The following is a 17,711-nucleotide window of genomic DNA, read 5'->3' as shown; positions in this document are numbered from 1 at the left end:
CTGTCCCCTGACCTTTCCTGGCTCCATCGCCTATCTCTGGGGCTATGAGCATTGGCACCCTTCATATCGGCCCGGACTCCCGCGGCCAGACTGACCTTGTCATCACTCCAACGGGGGGAGGACGTGGCACAATTTCCTTTGACTTCACCATCGCCTCCCCCCTTCTGATCGCGCTGGGCTCTTACCGCCGGGCCGATCCTGATGACGTGATCCCCTCCCTGCTGACCGCCCCTGACGGCACGACGCCCCCCCTTGGCGCAAAGCGCGGGTGGGTTGGCGATATTTTGCAGGAGGATGATCAGCGTCTGGGCTCACGGCTCTGGCTTTTGGAACGCGCCAAACGCAGCGAGGCCACACGCCTGACCGCCGAGGATTACGCTCAGGCCGCCCTGGAGCCGATCGGCACCTATCATGGCCAGGAGATCAGCGTTTCCGCCCAGTGGAGGAAAAGCACCCTTGTGATTACTGCCAAAAACTCACGGATTTCTGTCACACAACGCGTGGAGACATTATGAGCGCGCCCATCCCCACCCCTTCCGAGCTGGCACAACGTTACATGACGGGCTTTGCTCAGGCCTGGTTCAAGGCGGAAGATGGCAGTATGGTCACATTGGACCCGACAGCCCCTTCCACCTTTGAGCAGGTGCTGGCGACGATCCTAGCACTTTCTGATTACGAAACCTACCTCTATATTCGTGACCGCTTTCTCGAGCTGCTCCCCACCACAGCCACAGCGGGAAAAGACGGGCTTCTGCCCCAACATGGCCAGATATGGGGTGTCCCCCGTCTGGCGCCACAGGCCGCTATTGGCAAGGTGGTTATCACGGTCGCCCAGCCTGTCTCGCTCCCACAGGGGGCGGCTCTGAGCCGTGATGGCTCGGTCCAATGGGTGCTTGATCAGCCGATCAGCCTCCCGGCTGGTGGATCAGGCAGTGTGTCTGTGACCTGCCAGAGCACAGGGACGGCAGGCAATCTGCCCGCTGGCAGCACGCTCAGCCTCGTCAGCCCCGTTGCGGGGGTTCGAACCATCACAACCGATCAGGACGGCCTTGCCGGCGGGACGGATCTTGAAGCCGTCGAAGACTGGCGAGCGCGCATCATCGATATGATCCGCACGCCCTATAATGGCGGCGATGCGGAAGATTACCGCAAATGGGCCCGCAGTACCGGGGCGAAATACGTCAATGTCGTGCCCTCTTTTACCGGTCCGGGCACGGTGGGCGTCATCATCGCCTTTGCCGGAGAGGACGGCGCAACACCGCGCGTCCCCTCGGAAACAGAGCTTGCGCGTGTGCAGGCCTTTATTGATGAAAAGCGCCCCATTGTGGGCCATGCCACCCTTTACCCCGCCCAGCTGGTCACGCAGGACATGACGGTCCGGCTGGGGCTTGATAACCAGATCACGCGCGACAAGGTCCTTGCAGCGTTCCGCTCGCTCTATAACGGGGTCGAGATTGGCGGCACGCTTTATATCGAAGCCTTTCAGGCCGCACTCTATAACGCGGCGGGGGGCAATTCCGCCATTCTTTCCCCCACGAGCGATCTTGTTTTCAAGGAAAACCAGATCCCCGTCATGGGGGATATCACCTGGCAGGAAAACGGCAAATGACCGATTTCCCGCCCCCTCGCTCGGCTGAAGAGATTGCCCATGAATGGTGCCAGGCCCTGCTCCCGCCCGGCCCGGCCCTGAACGGGTCGAATATCGCCTCATTGATGCTCGCCCTTGCCATGCCGCGGGAAACGCTGGAGGGTGACGTCTCTGCCACCGGCTATGAGCTCTGCCCCGGCACGTCGCGCCTGCTGCTCGATGATTACCGCACGCTCCTCGGCCCTGACCCTCTGGGCCGCGATCAGGGCGAACTGACCGACCGGGAGTGGCATTACGTCCTGCAACAGCGCTGGACGGCCCGCGGCGACCAGAGGCCCGCTTTCTATTTCGCTCTGGCCAAAAGTTATGGCGTTTCCATTTCCATTGAGGAACCTGACTGCCCGATCTGTGGCGTCCCTCACTGTGGGGATGGCTCGGTGGTGGCTGATGAGACGGTGAATTTCACCTGGATTGTCGAACTGCCCAAAAACTCCCTGGAGGCCATATGCGGCGATGGCTATTGCGGCATGATGGAGGCATCCCAGGACGATAAGAGCGGTTTTGCCGCCCTGATGCAGGTTTTCAGGCTTTTGAAACCTGCCCATAGCGAGGTTTATTTCAGACATGATGGAGTATGGGTAAATGAGTAACCCCAACTGGCCCCTCTTCCCCGGTGTGCCGAATATGACCGTTGATGAGCAGGGCCGCCCCGGCGTGCTTGATCTGGTACCGGGCAAGCAAGAAGGCACACCGCTCAATCAGGCATTTTTTGACCCGATCATTCACACACTCTGCAATCTGGGCGACGCTCTGGACGGCTACCTGCCCCTGAGTGGCGGCGATATCAGCGGCAACCTCACCCTTCGGGGCATGCCCGTTGCCACACAATATGATCTCACAAAACTCCTCCCCCTGACCGGGGGCACCCTGTCTGGCACCGTGCTGGTGGACGGCCAGTTTGCCCAGAAGGGCGAAACCCTGTCCCAGACACTCGGCACTCAGGTGGGGGCCGGGCAGTTCTATTTGCAGGCCATTCAGCCCGATAATGTCAATCACCTCACAGGCCGGCTGGTCATCAAGGATCTGGACGGGACGTTCTACCATGTGCTGGAAGCCACAACGGACGGCACTCTGAAGAACGCTGCGGGGAAAGCCCTGGCCATTAATGACGATGTGCAGGCGGAAATCACCCGCGCCAAAGGGGTGGAGCAGGCCACGTCCGACCAGCTCACCACCTTACAGAACCACGCCATTATCAGTGACGCCAGCAGCGATCAGGAAACGCCGATCAACACGATGCGGATCGTCCATGACACGCCCAATCCCCACGTCATGGTGGGGGGGCGCGGCACAAGCGATTATGACCTGAAGCTGCCCAATTATGAAGACGTCATCAAGGAAAAACAATATTTCAGCGTTGATGCCAAACATGGGGACTGGATCACCTTCCCCCATGCTTTTTCAAGTTTCCGCGCGGTCGGTAATGACACGAACATCGCCGTTTTTCTCTCCGCTGTTGGCGCATGGGGGAATGATTATGATGGCCATGGGGGCAATAATTTCCTCGTGCCCATTCTCACCACAAACGCGGACGGCTCAACCAATATGGATGCCAGCGGATTCCGCCTCAATCTGTTTCACTACTGGACTGAAAAAGACGGCCATGGGGAAATCTGGGGCGGGGTCACGCACATAAAAGTCTGGGCCATCGCCCTGCCCTGATCCGGAGATTACTGATGACAGACACACCCATCACGTCACGGGAGGCCCCCTCTCAGTCTGACACTATTGCTCTGAGAGCGCTCTCTTATCCTGCCCGCTATTACGGTGTTTACGACCCCTCTGCCCCTCGTCCGGTCCAGGTGACAGGCTGGTTCGACCTCTGGCGGACCGATTATCCTGAAAGCCTGATCCCTGAAAAGGAACACCTCTTTGCCCTCACGCCCGAGCAATGGGCATGGCACCTGGACGGGCATTCCCAGGCACAAATTGGCACTGATAACACTCTGGCCGATTACGTCTCTCCGCCCCTGCCGCCGCTCCCTCTGTCCCAACGGGCTGAGAATGCCCTTTCTGACGTGCAATCCCAGGCGGCGATGATTGTGGCGATGGGTGAAAGTTTTGGACCCGAAACGAAGTCCTATGTGCAGGCCTTGCAGGCCATCATCAAGGGTACCGACACAACCAGCACAGAGCTGCCCGCCAAACCTGATGATCTGACGAGTTAGTCCTGATTACGCCCTTATTTCGGCGTTTCTTTCAGACAAAATGGAGTATGGGTATATGAGCAACCCCAACTGGCCCCAATTTCCCGGTGTGCCAAATATGACCGTTGATGAGAAGGGCCGCCCCAGTGTCCTGGATCTGGTACCGGGCCAGCATGAAGGCACTCCCCTCAGCCAGGCTCTCTTCAACCCGATCATTCACACACTTTGTGACCTGAGTGACGCCCAGGGAGGAGGCGCCTATCTGCCGCTGAGTGGGGGCGATATTACTGGCAGCCTCACCCTTCAGAATGTGCCCGTTGCCACGCGTGATGACCTGACCAAACTCCTCCCCCTCACAGGAGGCACCCTTTCAGGCACTGTGCTGGTGGGCGGGCAATTTGCCCAGAAAGGCGAAACCCTGTCCCAGACACTCGGCACCCAGCTGGGGGATGGGCAGTTCTACTTACAAGCCATTCAGCCGGACAATGTGAATCACCTCACAGGCCGTCTGGTCATTAAGGATCTGGACGGAAATTATTACAGGGTGCTGGAAGCCACGACGGACGGCACTCTGAAGAACTCTGCTGGGAAAGCCCTGGCCACTAGTGACGATGTGCAGGCGGAAACCACCCGCGCCAAAGGAGTTGAAGACACCAGGCTGGCCCTTGCAGGCGGCACCATGAATGGCGACATAGACCTACACGGCAATATAAACGACGATAATCTATTCAGCAAAACACTGACCTTGAGTGTGGATGGAGACAATGCCCGTGGAGAACTGCAACTCCTGGGCACAAAGACAAGTCCTACAACAGCACTATCAACAATCGCTTCTGACGGAACACAAGCCTCCCTTTTTCTGAATGCTGATAATAGCGTGACGACAGCGCGCGGCACCTGCCTGCCGGAAATGATGGTGACGTCAGACCAGGCAGCCGGGCGGGTTGTGATGCAGATTTTCTCGGCCATGGCGGCAAATGGCACCGTCATCACCTTCCCCAATGAATTCCTCCAAACCCCTTATACCGTCATTTTGGATACAGAGAGCGAACTAAGTAACAGCAGTACCAATAACGTCCTCGTTAATGTTGCCATCGGAACGTTAACCACAAAATCATTCGAAATTCGCAAACGCTGGGTGGAAGGAGGCGGTGACTCTCTTGATACCGGAAGTGCCATCGTAAGAATTACAGCCATAGGAGTGATTGCCTGAGATGAGCCAGATGTCTGATTATTACGTCGTGATTGATGAGAACAGGCACGTCACGACACTGGTCCAATGCCCCGGTACGGTCACGTCACCGCGCTATATCAATGTCACAAAAGACATATATGACGCGGTTGCAAAAGATTTCGTGACCGAAAAGTGTGGCGTAACCTATGGGGAGGATGGCACCATTACCACCTTCACCCTGCCCCCGCCCTCTCATGCTGAGCTGAAAGAGCAGGCGCAGAGTGCCCTCTCTTCCGTGCAGTCCCAGGCAGCGATCATCGTGGCGATGGGTGAAAGTTTTGGCCCCAAAACGAAGTCCTATGTGCAGGCCTTGCAAGCCATCATTAACGACACAGACACAACCAGCACAGAGCTGCCCGCCAAACCTGATGATCTGACAAGCTAGCCCTGATTACGCCCTTATTTCGGCGTTTCTTTCAGACAAAATGGAGTATGGGTATATGAGCAACCCCAACTGGCCCCAATTTCCCGGTGTGCCAAATATGACTGTTGATGAGAAGGGCCGCCCCAGTGTCCTGGATCTGGTACCGGGCCAGCATGAAGGCACGCCCCTGAGCCAGGCTCTCTTCAACCCAATCATTCACACACTTTGTGACCTGAGTGACGCTCAGGCAGGAGGCACCTATCTGCCACTGAGTGGGGGTGATATTACCGGCAGCCTCACCCTTCAGAATGTGCCCGTTGCCACGCGTGATGACCTGACCAAGCTCCTTCCTCTCACAGGAGGCACCCTTTCAGGCACTGTGCTGGTCGGCGGGCAATTTGCCCAGAAAGGCGAAACCCTGTCCCAGACACTCGGCACCCAGCTGGGGGCCGGCCAGTTCTACCTGCAAGCCATTCAGCCAGACGGCGTCAATCACCTCACAGGCCGGCTGGTCATTAAGGATCTGGACGGGAATTATTACAGGGTGCTGGAAGCCACGACGGACGGCACGCTGAAGAACTCTGCCGGAAAAGCCCTGGCCACTAGTGACGATGTGCAGGCGGAAACCACCCGCGCCAAGGCGGCTGAAGATAGCCGGCTGTCTCTTGCAGGGGGTGCCTTGTCAGGGGATCTGGACCTACACGGTACTGTTTCTGATGACGGGCTGGCAAGTCGCCTTCTGAGCCTGTCAGTCGAAGGGGATGGGGCGAAAGGCACGCTTCAGCTCCTTGGCACCAAAGACAGCCCGGTCACGACCCTTGTCCTGACGGCCTCTGACGGGCGCAAGGCCGCTCTGACGCTCAATGCCGATAACAGTGTGACGACAGCGCGCGGCACCTGCCTGCCTGAAATCATCGGGGATAATTTCCATGGTTCCCGGATCGTTATACAGGCCTTTACCTTTACAGCAAGCGGGGGAAATGCCGATATCAATTTCCCGCTCCCGTTCAAGGAAGGCACATCACCGGTTATTTCCGTCAATGAGAACTCAGATGGTGGCAGAATGAATTGCGGGGTAACCATTACCGGAGACCCCGATAACACAAAGTTCAATATCACCCGACTCAGTTTCGAGTACGCAACGGAAGATCTTTCCGGATTTACCTATAGATGTATCGCAATTGGGGAGATGGACGCCTGATATGACCTATTTTGCTTTAATTCGTGAAGACGGAACCATTAATGTAATGCTGAATGGCACTTACAGTAACATAAGCGACGCTTACACCAGAATCACCGATGATGAGGGGCAAAAAGTTGACGCCGCTTTCAAATCCGGGCTTGGAGTCAGGTTCAATAAAGAAAAGAATGCGATAGAGACCTACACATTGCCTCCACCGCCGCTTAAAGACGTTGCTCAAAACGCCCTCTCTTCCGTGCAGTCCCAGGCACCAATGATTGTCGCTATGGGAGAAAGTTTTGGTCCCAAAACAAAGTCCTATGTGCAATCATTGCAAGCCATCATTAACGGCACAGACACAACCAGCACAGAGCTGCCTGCCAGACCTGATGATCTGACGAGCTGAGCTGGGGGGGCTTTCGCACAGTCGTGACCCCGCAGGAACTGCTGGAGCTCGCCAAAGGATGGGAAGGGGTCATTGGCGGGGCTCTGGGCATGGTGGCAGGATGGTTCGGCCAATATATCCGTGCCCGCCTGCGCCATGAACGCAACGTGATTGACACAAAATCGCTCGAAAATGAGCAACTCCGCCTCGCTTTGGAGCGCGAACGCTTCCTGACCGACAAGCTGACCGAATGCGGCACCCGCTACGCCGCCCTCTGGAAGCGCTTCTACCACCAGGAAAGCCACTCCCATCACCGCCCCGGCTTGCCGGAACCGGGAAGAAAGACCTCACCGAAGAAAGGCTGATCGCCCTTCCTCATCCCTCAGAAGGGGTGCTCTTCTCCTTACCCTGCTCTCCTTCTGCTCCGGGGCCTCTCACCCTCCGGGAACTGTGCTGTAATAATCCTCTTCTGTGGACCAGCCTTTATTGGTCTGGAGCAGGACCATCCGGGCGGACTGGTCTGTTTGCAGCTGGGCTTTCAGGTCAGGCCATTGCTTTTGCAGAGAGGCATTTTGCGCCCAGTCCGCAAGGTTGTGGGGGGATAGGGTGAAGCTGACTTCAGAGGCGTTGATCCCGTCATCGGTCGCGTTCATCATCACGAAATCCTTGATATTGGCAACCTGGTAGTGACCAGCGCAGAAAATGGTGCCTCTCAGCAGGGCGGCCTGGCCTTTGGCGGTGGGACTATAGACTTTCTGGTGTGTGAGCCGGCTATTGCCCCAGACGCGTTCTGTCCCGTTCTGATCTTTCACCTTCAGCAGGCCGGCCTCCACCAGGGCGTCCCATTTTTTGCTTTCCTCATTATCGCCCTCGCCCCACAGACTAATAGCGGCAGAGCTGTTATGGTCGTGAATATCGAGTGTAATGGGGAATTCATGCCGGTAGCGACTTTCCCCGACGGTAATGCTGCAATATTTCTCGTAATGTCTATTAAGGGCCTGCTCGAAATTATGTTTATTCGCGGCGGTTTTATGATCATGACAGGATGTCAGCATCATAACCGGGAAAACGAGCATCATCAGGGACTTTATCTTCATTCTGCGCCACACATGTCAGTCTTGTCACCTCTTTTCAGAACAATGAGCGTTCGGAGCGGAGAGCCCCTGCTTCCTCATTTATGGAAAGCTGGACATAAAAACACATCATGGCACTATTATGACGATACCACTCAAAGAGGCGATATTATCCAATCATTAATCATTTTGACTGTTTTTGACAGCAATGCCGGACGCAGAATACGCCTTTAACAGGGCTGATTATTGGTCGCGCTGGTAATACTCATCAGCCGTGACCCAGCCATTTTTACCGAGGATGAGGAAAATCTCCCGGCGGTGATTGGGGCGGAACCCCTCTTTGAGCTCCGGCCAGATCGCCTGAACGGACTCATTTTTCACCCACTCCTCCTCTTCCTTCGGAGAGGTTGTGAACACAACCCTGGACGCCGTGGCGCCGTCTTTTGTGGCAAAGGGGCGCGTCATGGTCTTGATCGATGCAACCTTATAATGGCCAGCACAGAAATACATGTCATGATCGAGCACGGATTCCCCTTTTTCCGTCAGGAAATAGGTCCGCTGATGCGTTGTGATGACATCCCCGATATTTGACGAGATCATGCCGGTTTTATCGGTCACATTCAGCAATCCGACATCGGCCAGCGCATCGAGCTTGCTGCTTTCGATGATGCGCTGCTCTTCCTCCTCGCGGGAGAAGATATCGAGCGGGGCGCCCCCATCATCGCGCAACGTGACCGATACGGGGAAATTATCCCGCCCCTCAATGGTCAGCCCGATCGTCGCACCGCAATGGCTGGCGTAATAGTGACTGAGGACGTCTTTGAAGTTCTGTCCCGTAACGGCCTTTTTGTCATGGCAGGCGGCGAGCATCACGACCGGCAACAGGGCTATTAAACGTATTCTCTTCTTCATGTCTCAGCCTTTACGCTCCTCATCTCGCCGACCTGCTTCCCATACGCATAGTATGAGGCAAAAATGGGGCAGAACGGGCGGAAAGGTTAAAATTCCTCCTCCCGCTCTCGCCCCTCCCGCAGGCCTGTTTTATTTGGAGGCAGGTGTTGCAGCGGGTGTTGCGGCCGATTTTACTGCTGGTTTTACCGCTGGTTTTGCCGCGTGTCTGACCACATGTTTGCGCGTATGTTTCACCGTATGTCTGACAGGTGCCGGCGCAGGGGCAGCGGGGGCTTGCGCACTCGGGTCGGGATTAATGACATCTGGCGAGTGACCGCCTGAATTATAATCCTCTTCGGTAACCCAGCCGCTGCTTGTCTGGACCAGAACCACCTTCATGGGTCGCTTCTTTTTCAGCAGAAGGCGCATTTCAGGCCAGAGCATACGGACGTTATAATGACGGGCCCAGTCCGGCATTTTCACGGGCGACATTCTATATTCGACCGTCAGGGTCGGCTCACCGGCCGGTCCCGCTGCGCCGGGGGTTTTGGTTTTGATGTCATCCACCTTGTAATAACCCGCGCAGAAAGCGCCATCCGGGCCGAGGGCGGCCTGGCCTTTTGGCGTCAGGTAAAAGGTTTTCCCCTGGCTTGTGTCAGCCTGTGGCCCGACGGGGAAACCATCGGCAGAGCCCTGGTTCTCTGTGCTTAACAGACCCTGTTTGACAAAGATGTTCCATTTATCAGTCCGGTGATTGCCGTCTGAATCAACAAAGTCGGTTGAAGGCAGGACGGTAATGGGGAAGCCGCCGCCAATCTGCTTTTTCCCGATGGATATGCAGCGCCCGACATAGTGATTGTCAATCGCGGCTCTGATCATCGCATTGGTGAGGTCAGGCCCCGCAACACCGGCCCCGACCGGTGTGATGCTGGACGCCATGCCGGTAATGACCGCAGCGCTCGTCCCGCTGGGAGCTTCAGCGCCAGCAGCGTTGCCAGCATTGCCTTTGCCGGCATTTCCGTTTTCACCGGCACAGGCAGCGAGCATAAGAGCCGGGAGCAAAGTGACTAAGGGTCGTAATTTTTTCATGTTTCAACCTTTAAAGTTTCGTTCCCCGTCCGTCTGGTCCTCTCCCCGTCAAAGCGGGGGAAAAAGGAGCAGTCGGTAACCGGGAGATGAAAATCGTTGCTTTGCCCTCTGGCCGCCATGCTGTCAGGCTGTGTGCCATAAAAGGCTCCCTGCCTTTCTCAGGCAGGGCCCCCATTCCAATCCCCAAGGATTTTAATGGGCGGACGTGTAATCCTCCGATGTTGTCCAGTCAGAGCCGTTCTGGATCAGGAGGGCATCGACATGTCTCTTCTTGCGCAGGAGTGTCCGCAGCTGGGGCCATGTGCGGCGCAGAACGTAACGCTGTGCCCAGCCCGGCACTTTGGTGGGGGAAATCCTGTAATCAACGCTGACGGTCGGCTCACCGCCGGTCCAGTTCGCGCCGAGGGTCTTGTTTCTGATGTCATCGACCCGGTAATGACCGATGCAGAAGGAGAGATTATGGTCCAGTGCGTCCTGCCCTTTCTGGGTCAGGGAATAGACTTTCTGCCCACTGCTCTCAGCACCACCAACGGCCACTGCTTCCTCGGGGTTTTGCCCCTCAACCGTCAGCAGCCCTGCTGTGACGAGGGCGTCCCATTTCTTGCTCTGATTATTGCCCCGGTCATCAACCACATCCTGTGAAGGGTCCACCGTGACGGGGAAATTCTGGGTGCTGTTTTCCTCCCCGAACGAAATGCAATGTTTGGCGTAATGGTCATTCAGAGCCTTGCGGGCCATCTCATTGGACAGACCGGCAACATCTTCACTACAGGCAGCCAGCATAAGGACGGGCAATAACGTAAGATAGAAAGGGTATTTCATTATTCTTCAGCTCCAGTAAATTCACGTCCCTCACGATGTCTGGTCTTGTATAAAATACAGGCAATCCCGGCAGGCCCTGCAATGACAGAGGCCATAAAGAGGAAAAAATTGGTCATAAACCCCAGCGGGAGGGCCCCAAAGGGGCGCATGACAGGCGCTGCCCCCCCCAGATGCTCCCTGACCGCCAGCCAGACATATTTCGAGAAGGGAAAGAGGATCGTCTCCACCGTCATAAACACGGTCAGATCAAGAATATGAGTGAGATTCCGGTCAAAATACGCCACTCCGGCAGAGATTTCCCCGGCCAGAATGAGGGACATGGTCAGCAGGAAAAAACAGGCTGCACTCTGATAAGAGCGTTTCAGATCGGCTGTATTGAAAGGCGAAAAAAGCCTGTGCACCGTCAGAATCAGCAATGCTTTGAAAAATCTGATGTGATGTTCGTTAATACCGTTTGAATTATACATCGTTCCATATTCCAGAATCGTCATATTCAGACGCGCGGACATTAATCCTGAAACTTAAATCATGGCAATGATTCTTTTTACACAAATATGGTATTAGCGAGGATGCGCAGGTTCTATCTCCTTTATTCCCCGTTACTTCATGAACAGAGACAAAATACGCCTGAACTCTTCCCCGTTTCATATAGGCTCTCACCAATAATGTCCTTATAGATACGCAGCCTTCCATAAGGATGGATTAGGGCTTTTTTAAGGACAGTTAATGATTTATTTACAAAAAGCGGACTTTACGGGGATTAATCGTTAAAATCATCTTCCACCGCCCAGCCTTTTTCCGTCTGGACGAGGGTCATGTTTCTCTGCCGGTCTTTGGCCAGACGCTCACCCAAATCCGGCCAGAGGGCCTGCACAGCGGGATTTTTGGCCCAGCTGGCAATTTCCTTTGGCGAGACGGTATAGGAGACCGATGTCACGACCGAGCCATCAAGGATTTTCCCCGGGGCGGTGAAGGCCTTGATCTGTGAGACCTTGTAATGCCCGGCACAGAAATAGGTCCCATAAGCCAGCAGGGACTGCCCGATTTTCGTCAAAGAATAGGTCCTGCGGTGGGTCACTTCATGATCGGGCTTCTCAGAAGGCGTCTGGGAGGAGGCCTGAACAGGAGCTGGCTGGTCCTGAACGCTGAGGAGCCCTGTATCGACAAAGGCGCTGAGTTTGCGGTCTCTCAAAGCGACCGGGTCATTTCTCTTCTGCGCTGAGAGAGCCAGTGTGAGGGGGAATTGCTCGCGACTTGTCCCTTCCCCCACCGTAATGCAGCGCCTGGCATAATGTTCATTGAGCGCCTGCTTGAATTTCTGGCGATCAACTTCATTGGGGTCACGGTGGCAGGCCGCCAGCAACAGAACGGAACAGAACGCCGCACTTACGGAAAATCTCATCATCCGACCAACCTCCCTGCCTTATCTCCCTGACCCCCACCCGCACGGGAGGGGAGATCCGCCTCAAATTTATCAGGCAGAAATAAGGCTTTTTCAAGGAGCTGGAAGAAAAGTGATCAGACCCCGTGCTTCAAAGGGTGTCTCTTAAGGGGCCGGAGGGGGGGACTGGTCGCCATTCTGCATGGTGCTGACATCTTTGACATCGGGCGTATCGATCACATTATGCATCCGGTCCCAATTCACCTGGGCCTCGGTCAGCCAGCCTTTATTTTTTGTCTTGATCAGCCCATACCCGATCTGCTTGACCGTCGGCACACCGGCCAGCGCGCCGCCCAGCAATTTCTGATAGCCCGGCATGTTCGTCCAGCTCGAAACCGTGCCGGGAGAGAGATCGACAATGGCGGTCAGATGCGCCCCGCCCTCTTTGACATTCTCCGTCTCCTGGAGCTCCACAACATTGGTCACCCGGAAATCCCTGATACAGATATGGGTATATTCATTGGGATGAGAGGTGATCTCCCGGCCCTTTTTCGTCAGATCATAGATTTTTACGAGAACAGGTTTGGCGAGCTTCCGGCCGTCGCGGTCATAATGAATGGTTTTCTCCCGCGAAGACAGCACCCCCAATGCGACAAAGAGATCCGATTTCTCGCGTTTTTCCTGAATGCGCTGAGCCTTTTTTGCGAGCTTGATATCAGGGGTTCTCAGCGTTTCATCCTTGACGGGAAGGGCGAGCGGGAAGAGATTGGGGTCCATTTTAATGGGCAGGGCAAAGCCGCAATGCTTCTTATCGAGATAGGTGTTAATAACCGTTTTCACCTGATCTTTTGAAGGGATCTCTCCGGTCCATCCACCCAGCAGACAGGCTGCGAGGGGAAGCATCCATAAAGGGCCAGATCTCATATCATACTCTCCAATCCGCTTTATTCATCGCGCGTGTCATAGGCATTGAGGAACGTTGCAGCACGTGGTTGCGGGCTGTCCTGGGTGAATTCCCGCTCATCGACCCAGCCGCTATCGGTCTTGATCAGGGCGCGCTGCTTTGGCTGGTCAGGCTTCAGGAGCACCTCCAATTCAGGCCAGGCTTTCTGGACGGCTTCGTCCTTTGTCCAGTCAGGAATGCCCTCGGCTGAAGCGGTGAAACTGACCGTCACCCCCTGACTTCCGCCCGGCAGAGGGGCGGGTTTCGTCGCACTCTGAACAGCGGTCACCCTATAATGCCCCACACAGATCCCCTCATAAGGGGAATAGGCGGCCTTGCCCTGCTCTGTCAGGGAATAAATCCGGCTATGGGTCGGATGAGTGGAGCCGAACTCATCTTTGGCAGACCCGCGGCTTTCCTTCACGCTCAACAGACCCACCTTCACGAGGGAATCCCATTTCTCCCGCGTCTGCTGGTCTCCGGAATAAAGGATCCCCTTGCGGAGCCCGTCTTCATCGTGAAGCGCAACCGTGACCGGGAATTCCCGCCCCTGATAGGTGTCATCAATAAAAATGCAGTTTTTGGCGTAATGATCATTCAGCGCTTTTTCATAAGCCTTATACGCCCGAACGTCAGCCTTCCCCCCGGCCTTTGCCCCCTTTGCATGGGCAAGTCCGATGGTCATCACAAAAGCTGGCACACAGGCCAGAGCCATGTAAAATCGTCTCACGCCACGGTCTCCATTACCGAGATCACTGTCAACGGCCTTAAGAAGGGAAATAACTCTTTGAAATGACTGAATAGAATGGACAATAAAAAATTTCCCATACCGACCGATTTATGTGTTTTTATATAAAACGCGCAATATCAGACCCGTATCTCATAAATATGTCAAAACTATGTTTATTGGAGAGACTGCATAGAGACACTGTCATCTGTCACACAATACATATAGGAAAGAGTGCCTCTCAAACTGTTTCAGCCTCCCTTGAAACAAAGAAAAAGGAAAACAATTCCTCGCTATAAAGCCCTATTTCTGATAGAATGACCGGGCACGTATCTGCTATAGGTAAAGAACCTTGCAACGCAGATTCATATCATGATTACTAAAACATAGGTTCACCTTGACATGGCGTCTGCCCAGCAATTGATAGGCCTGGTAAAAAGCCACGCCGAAGGAAATGCCGCCCGCTTTTTTGACCTCGCCATGCAGCTTGCTGCCGCCGAGGACCAGAAAGGCCATAAGCGACTGGCTGAGCAGCTCCGCACATGGGCAGAGGCCGGATCAGGCCGCCCTCAGGAGGCGGCAGCCCCAACCCCCATTATCGCCCCACGGGGGGAGCTGGGTGAATTCCTCGCCGCTTCCTATCCGCGTGCCCGTTTATCCGATGTTATCGTGCCGTCTTTTATTGGAGATGAGCTTTCCCAGATTGTGACTGAAACACTGCAGACTGAAAAACTGGAACTCAAGGGGCTTAAACCACGGCGCCGGATTTTGCTTTCAGGCCCCCCTGGCACGGGAAAAACCATGACGGCGGAATCCCTCGCCGGGCAGCTGCATTATCCTTTATTTACGGTCCTGCTTCACGGGCTCATCACCAAATATATGGGGGAAACAGCGCAGAAATTGCGCATGATTTTTGACTCGATCCGCACGACGCGGGGCGTTTATCTCTTTGATGAAATTGATGCCCTGGCCGCCCAGCGGGCTACGGAAAACGATGTTGGCGAGGCCCGGCGCATTCTGAACTCATTTCTGCAATTTCTCGATGAAGATACAGGGCCGTCCCTTGTCATTGCCACGACGAACCTGCCTGAAATTCTCGACCGGGCTGTGTTGCGGCGCTTTGAGCTGGTTCTCCCCTACGACCTTCCCCATGCAGCCGCGATAGAAAAAGCCATGAAGCGCCGTCTGATTGGTTTTGATGTCGAAAATATTCAATGGGACGACATCACCCATGAAGCGTCCGGCCTTTCAACGGCTGATGTCATTGCCTCGGCCGAAGATGCGGCCAGGCGTGCGGTCATCAATGACAGTAATGACATTGATACAGACATGCTGATGGCGTCCCTAACGCGACGTCGTTCATTGCTCGGGATAGGATTTATCGATCATGACGCAGGAGCACAGGCACTTCATCCTCAAGGGATACGGAAAGGGGCAGGACTTTCGGTCGCCAAAAGGCGGCGGTCCGGCAAATAAACCAGAGAAGGTTCCTGACCCGCAGGCCCACGGCCGGAAGCTGCTAGGAGAGCTTGACGCCCTGCCTGATTGTGAGGCTGAAGGGCGGCCTGGCCTGTATCTTTCCATCATAGGGCGCGCAGACCAGCCCATGGTGAAGGACCGTCTCCGTAATAAAAATTTATCCCTTCTCAATATTCATAAAAACGATACATCAAAGATAATCACCGCGACCCTTTATTCCACACCAGAAGGGGTAGAGGATCTCAAGAAAAAAATCAGTGACTTTGCCGGACCGGAACGGACAGAAAAGGGTCACCGCAAGAATGCCGATCTGGCACAGAGTATTGATCATATTCATGAAGCTGATATGCGGGCGCTCTGGCGGGGCCCTGAGTCTAAATACCCTTCGGGAGAGGGAAAACATTTCTGGGAATTATGGCTCTCACGGGAAAAAGGGGAAGATTTTATTGAGCACGCCCGAAAACAGGGCTTTTCCATAGGCCATGAAACACTGGAGTTCCACGAAGATCTGGTCGTCATTGCCGAGGCAACCACCCAGGAACTGGCAGAGCTGATCAAAAAACATGAAGGGCTCAAAGCGCTGGCAGCTACCGCCACAACAGGCGAATTTTTCCTCGATCTCCCCATTGAAGAACAGACTGACTGGGTTGAAAATCTACAGCACCGCCTCACATCTGCGCCTGATTGCACAAGCTACGTAACATTGCTTGATACGGGAATTGCCCTCACCCATCCTCTTCTAAATCCTTATATCCACCCCGGTGACCGTCATGCGGCCTATCCGCAATGGGACGTAACAGATCATGAGGGCCACGGGTCAGAACTGGCTGGGCTGGTGCTTTATGGAGATTTAGGCCCGGTTCTTCAAAGTTCCGGCCCGGTTTTTGTGCGCCACAGGCTGGAATCTGCAAAGGTGATCCCTGATAAGGGGGAAAATCCCCATCACCTGCTCGGCTTTGTAACAAGACAGGCCATTAATGCTGTTGAAGTCACACAACGCCGCAGGGTCTTCTGCATGGCCACTACGACCAAAGATGATTCCCCTCATGATGGGGCACCGACCTCATGGTCCACTGAAATGGATCAGCTTGGCGCAGGGATATCAGGAAAGGAACACCATCAACGGCTGATCCTGATTTCCGCTGGTAATAGCGATCAGGACCGTCGTTTTACAAGCTCTGATTACCTGCCTGTTTGTGATCGTCCGGATAATGAGCTGGAATCTCCGGCGCAATCATGGAACCCGATTACCGTCGGGGCCTATACGACGAAATGTACCTTACCTGAGACGATCCCGGGGCAAGTCCTTGCTCCGATGGGAGACCTCTCCCCCCATTCCAGAACGGCAAGCTGGGACAAACATTGGCCGATAAAGCCGGATGTTGTTTATGAAGGGGGCAATTTATTATTAAGCAGCCCTCCCCCAGCATACCCCCATGATTCCCTGATGCTTTTAACCACGTCCCATAATTACCCCGAACGTGCTTTTTCCTCTACAGCGTGCACAAGTGCGGCCACAGCCCTTGCCAGCCGGGAGATTGCAGAATTATGGGCTGATTACCCTGATTTATGGCCAGAAACCATCCGGGCCCTTTTTGTTGCTTCGGCCCGCTGGACCGAACAAATGAAAAGCCATCTCCCTCCAAAGCCTCAAAAGGGAGATTATGCGAGGCTCTTTCAGCGTTATGGCTATGGCGTCCCCAATCTCAAGCGGGCAAGGCGCAGTGCCTCCAATGCCCTGACACTCGTCATTGAAGACACGATCACGCCCTATACGGCCCAGAATACTCTTAATGAGCTGAAACTCTACACCCTGCCCTGGCCCGAACACGAATTACGCAAACTGGGAACCGTGCCCGTAACGTTACGCATTGCTTTAAGCACCTTTATCGAGCCAAACCCCTCTGAAGCAGCCAGAGGAAACAAATATGGTTACGCCTCCCATAATCTCCGTTTCACATTGATCAAGCCCGATGAAGATCCTGAGCCCTTCATGGAGCGGATCAATAAAGCGGCAAAACCGACCGGAGTCCCCAGAGACGAGAGCGATGATGGGTGGGAGTTCGGTCCCAAGAGGCGTGATGTCGGTTCCCTACAGATCGATCAGATAACGTGCCAGGCCTATGATCTGACCAAGCGTCATCTGCTTGCCGTTTACCCTGTGCAGGGATGGTGGAAATCAGCTAAGCATTCAGAACCACCCGTGGCTCGCTTCGCCCTGATTGTGGAAATAAACGCTCCCGAGACGCAGGCTGATCTCTATTCCGAGGTCAAACAGGCGATAGTCAAACAGGCGATCGACGCGAAAAACCGGGTGCCTGTGGAAGTCTGACACCCGGTCAAGGCCC

Annotated in this window: 21 protein-coding genes; 12 read left to right on the top strand and 9 right to left on the bottom strand. The window is 54.9% G+C overall.

Going from position 1 to position 17,711, the window contains the following annotated elements; genetic code table 11:
• Positions 1-44: 44 nt before the first annotated feature.
• From ACSYSY_RS01080 to ACSYSY_RS01035, 10 genes are read left to right on the top strand one after another with little or no spacing between them, the layout of a single operon-like run.
• Positions 45-515: a phage GP46 family protein gene (locus ACSYSY_RS01080; RefSeq protein ID WP_491707495.1), complete on the top strand. Its 471-nt coding sequence runs from the start codon at positions 45-47 to the stop codon at positions 513-515.
• Positions 512-1,609, top strand: a complete 1,098-nt coding sequence (locus tag ACSYSY_RS01075; RefSeq protein WP_491707494.1) for a baseplate J/gp47 family protein — start codon at positions 512-514, stop codon at positions 1,607-1,609. The genes ACSYSY_RS01080 and ACSYSY_RS01075 overlap by 4 nt, the downstream gene beginning before the upstream one ends.
• Positions 1,606-2,238, top strand: a complete 633-nt coding sequence (locus tag ACSYSY_RS01070) for a hypothetical protein (protein ID WP_491707493.1) — start codon at positions 1,606-1,608, stop codon at positions 2,236-2,238. Before ACSYSY_RS01075 ends, ACSYSY_RS01070 begins: the two co-directional genes overlap by 4 nt.
• Complete coding sequence (locus ACSYSY_RS01065) at positions 2,231-3,310, top strand: hypothetical protein (protein WP_491707492.1); 1,080 nt, start codon at positions 2,231-2,233, stop codon at positions 3,308-3,310. Before ACSYSY_RS01070 ends, ACSYSY_RS01065 begins: the two co-directional genes overlap by 8 nt.
• A gap of 14 nt (positions 3,311-3,324) precedes the next feature.
• The gene (locus ACSYSY_RS01060; RefSeq protein WP_491707491.1) at positions 3,325-3,816 is read left to right on the top strand and encodes a hypothetical protein; all 492 of its coding nucleotides are present in this window, start codon (positions 3,325-3,327) and stop codon (positions 3,814-3,816) included.
• Between the two features lie 55 nt (positions 3,817-3,871).
• Positions 3,872-5,008: a hypothetical protein gene (locus tag ACSYSY_RS01055; RefSeq protein ID WP_491707490.1), complete on the top strand. Its 1,137-nt coding sequence runs from the start codon at positions 3,872-3,874 to the stop codon at positions 5,006-5,008.
• A gap of 1 nt (position 5,009) precedes the next feature.
• Positions 5,010-5,414: a hypothetical protein gene (locus ACSYSY_RS01050; protein ID WP_491707489.1), complete on the top strand. Its 405-nt coding sequence runs from the start codon at positions 5,010-5,012 to the stop codon at positions 5,412-5,414.
• A gap of 55 nt (positions 5,415-5,469) precedes the next feature.
• Positions 5,470-6,594, top strand: coding sequence for an AsmA family protein (locus ACSYSY_RS01045; RefSeq protein ID WP_491707488.1), 1,125 nt, complete (start codon positions 5,470-5,472; stop codon positions 6,592-6,594).
• A gap of 1 nt (position 6,595) precedes the next feature.
• On the top strand, positions 6,596-6,979 hold the full coding sequence (locus ACSYSY_RS01040; RefSeq protein WP_491707487.1) for a hypothetical protein: 384 nt from the start codon (positions 6,596-6,598) through the stop codon (positions 6,977-6,979).
• 23 nt (positions 6,980-7,002) lie between these two features.
• Positions 7,003-7,323 (top strand): hypothetical protein, encoded by a 321-nt coding sequence (locus tag ACSYSY_RS01035; protein WP_491707486.1) that lies wholly within the window; start codon positions 7,003-7,005, stop codon positions 7,321-7,323.
• A gap of 69 nt (positions 7,324-7,392) precedes the next feature.
• On the opposite strand, the gene ACSYSY_RS01030 is transcribed toward ACSYSY_RS01035, so the two are convergent.
• The 9 genes from ACSYSY_RS01030 to ACSYSY_RS00990 form a co-directional block, all read right to left on the bottom strand.
• A complete protein-coding gene (locus ACSYSY_RS01030; protein WP_491707485.1) occupies positions 7,393-8,055 on the bottom strand; it encodes a hypothetical protein in 663 nt (220 codons plus the stop codon).
• Between the two features lie 219 nt (positions 8,056-8,274).
• On the bottom strand, positions 8,275-8,943 hold the full coding sequence (locus ACSYSY_RS01025) for a hypothetical protein (protein ID WP_491707484.1): 669 nt from the start codon (positions 8,941-8,943) through the stop codon (positions 8,275-8,277).
• A 129-nt stretch (positions 8,944-9,072) separates the two neighbouring features.
• On the bottom strand, positions 9,073-10,011 hold the full coding sequence (locus ACSYSY_RS01020; protein ID WP_491707483.1) for a hypothetical protein: 939 nt from the start codon (positions 10,009-10,011) through the stop codon (positions 9,073-9,075).
• A 10-nt stretch (positions 10,012-10,021) separates the two neighbouring features.
• Positions 10,022-10,150 carry a hypothetical protein gene (locus tag ACSYSY_RS01015; RefSeq protein WP_491707482.1) on the bottom strand — a complete coding sequence of 43 codons (129 nt, stop codon included), beginning with the start codon at positions 10,148-10,150 and terminating at the stop codon, positions 10,022-10,024.
• Positions 10,151-10,203: 53 nt separating this feature from the next.
• On the bottom strand, positions 10,204-10,833 hold the full coding sequence (locus ACSYSY_RS01010; protein ID WP_491707481.1) for a hypothetical protein: 630 nt from the start codon (positions 10,831-10,833) through the stop codon (positions 10,204-10,206).
• Entirely contained in the window at positions 10,833-11,342 is a 510-nt protein-coding gene (locus tag ACSYSY_RS01005) for a hypothetical protein (protein ID WP_491707480.1), read from the bottom strand. Before ACSYSY_RS01005 ends, ACSYSY_RS01010 begins: the two co-directional genes overlap by 1 nt.
• Positions 11,343-11,593: 251 nt before the next feature.
• Positions 11,594-12,238 (bottom strand): hypothetical protein, encoded by a 645-nt coding sequence (locus ACSYSY_RS01000; RefSeq protein WP_491707479.1) that lies wholly within the window; start codon positions 12,236-12,238, stop codon positions 11,594-11,596.
• A 141-nt stretch (positions 12,239-12,379) separates the two neighbouring features.
• Positions 12,380-13,138 (bottom strand): hypothetical protein, encoded by a 759-nt coding sequence (locus ACSYSY_RS00995; RefSeq protein WP_491707478.1) that lies wholly within the window; start codon positions 13,136-13,138, stop codon positions 12,380-12,382.
• A gap of 20 nt (positions 13,139-13,158) precedes the next feature.
• Positions 13,159-13,887, bottom strand: coding sequence for a hypothetical protein (locus ACSYSY_RS00990; RefSeq protein WP_491707477.1), 729 nt, complete (start codon positions 13,885-13,887; stop codon positions 13,159-13,161).
• A 399-nt stretch (positions 13,888-14,286) separates the two neighbouring features.
• Here ACSYSY_RS00990 and ACSYSY_RS00985 point away from each other — a divergent pair, with 399 nt between their 5' ends.
• Entirely contained in the window at positions 14,287-15,360 is a 1,074-nt protein-coding gene (locus ACSYSY_RS00985) for an AAA family ATPase (protein ID WP_491707476.1), read from the top strand.
• Complete coding sequence (locus ACSYSY_RS00980) at positions 15,272-17,695, top strand: S8 family peptidase (RefSeq protein WP_491707475.1); 2,424 nt, start codon at positions 15,272-15,274, stop codon at positions 17,693-17,695. Before ACSYSY_RS00985 ends, ACSYSY_RS00980 begins: the two co-directional genes overlap by 89 nt.
• Positions 17,696-17,711: the final 16 nt, after the last annotated feature.

This window comes from Aristophania sp. ESL1100 (assembly GCF_058511235.1).
This window is presented reverse-complemented; position numbering and strand designations above follow the sequence as displayed.

Excerpts from the sequence above, each read along its gene's own strand:
- ACSYSY_RS01070 (WP_491707493.1), top strand. The coding sequence starts at position 1,606 with ATGACCGATTTCCCGCCCCCTCGCTCGGCTGAAGAGATTGCCCATGAA.
- ACSYSY_RS00980 (WP_491707475.1), top strand. The coding sequence starts at position 15,272 with ATGACGCAGGAGCACAGGCACTTCATCCTCAAGGGATACGGAAAGGGG.
- ACSYSY_RS01050 (WP_491707489.1), top strand. The coding sequence starts at position 5,010 with ATGAGCCAGATGTCTGATTATTACGTCGTGATTGATGAGAACAGGCAC.
- ACSYSY_RS00995 (WP_491707478.1), bottom strand. The coding sequence starts at position 13,138 with ATGAGATCTGGCCCTTTATGGATGCTTCCCCTCGCAGCCTGTCTGCTG.
- ACSYSY_RS01060 (WP_491707491.1), top strand. The coding sequence starts at position 3,325 with ATGACAGACACACCCATCACGTCACGGGAGGCCCCCTCTCAGTCTGAC.
- ACSYSY_RS01080 (WP_491707495.1), top strand. The coding sequence starts at position 45 with ATGAGCATTGGCACCCTTCATATCGGCCCGGACTCCCGCGGCCAGACT.
- ACSYSY_RS01045 (WP_491707488.1), top strand. The coding sequence starts at position 5,470 with ATGAGCAACCCCAACTGGCCCCAATTTCCCGGTGTGCCAAATATGACT.
- ACSYSY_RS01015 (WP_491707482.1), bottom strand. The coding sequence starts at position 10,150 with ATGGCACACAGCCTGACAGCATGGCGGCCAGAGGGCAAAGCAACGATT.
- ACSYSY_RS00985 (WP_491707476.1), top strand. The coding sequence starts at position 14,287 with ATGGCGTCTGCCCAGCAATTGATAGGCCTGGTAAAAAGCCACGCCGAA.
- ACSYSY_RS01020 (WP_491707483.1), bottom strand. The coding sequence starts at position 10,011 with ATGAAAAAATTACGACCCTTAGTCACTTTGCTCCCGGCTCTTATGCTC.
- ACSYSY_RS01065 (WP_491707492.1), top strand. The coding sequence starts at position 2,231 with ATGAGTAACCCCAACTGGCCCCTCTTCCCCGGTGTGCCGAATATGACC.
- ACSYSY_RS01000 (WP_491707479.1), bottom strand. The coding sequence starts at position 12,238 with ATGATGAGATTTTCCGTAAGTGCGGCGTTCTGTTCCGTTCTGTTGCTG.
- ACSYSY_RS01040 (WP_491707487.1), top strand. The coding sequence starts at position 6,596 with ATGACCTATTTTGCTTTAATTCGTGAAGACGGAACCATTAATGTAATG.
- ACSYSY_RS01030 (WP_491707485.1), bottom strand. The coding sequence starts at position 8,055 with ATGAAGATAAAGTCCCTGATGATGCTCGTTTTCCCGGTTATGATGCTG.
- ACSYSY_RS01010 (WP_491707481.1), bottom strand. The coding sequence starts at position 10,833 with ATGAAATACCCTTTCTATCTTACGTTATTGCCCGTCCTTATGCTGGCT.
- ACSYSY_RS01025 (WP_491707484.1), bottom strand. The coding sequence starts at position 8,943 with ATGAAGAAGAGAATACGTTTAATAGCCCTGTTGCCGGTCGTGATGCTC.
- ACSYSY_RS01055 (WP_491707490.1), top strand. The coding sequence starts at position 3,872 with ATGAGCAACCCCAACTGGCCCCAATTTCCCGGTGTGCCAAATATGACC.
- ACSYSY_RS01075 (WP_491707494.1), top strand. The coding sequence starts at position 512 with ATGAGCGCGCCCATCCCCACCCCTTCCGAGCTGGCACAACGTTACATG.
- ACSYSY_RS01005 (WP_491707480.1), bottom strand. The coding sequence starts at position 11,342 with ATGTCCGCGCGTCTGAATATGACGATTCTGGAATATGGAACGATGTAT.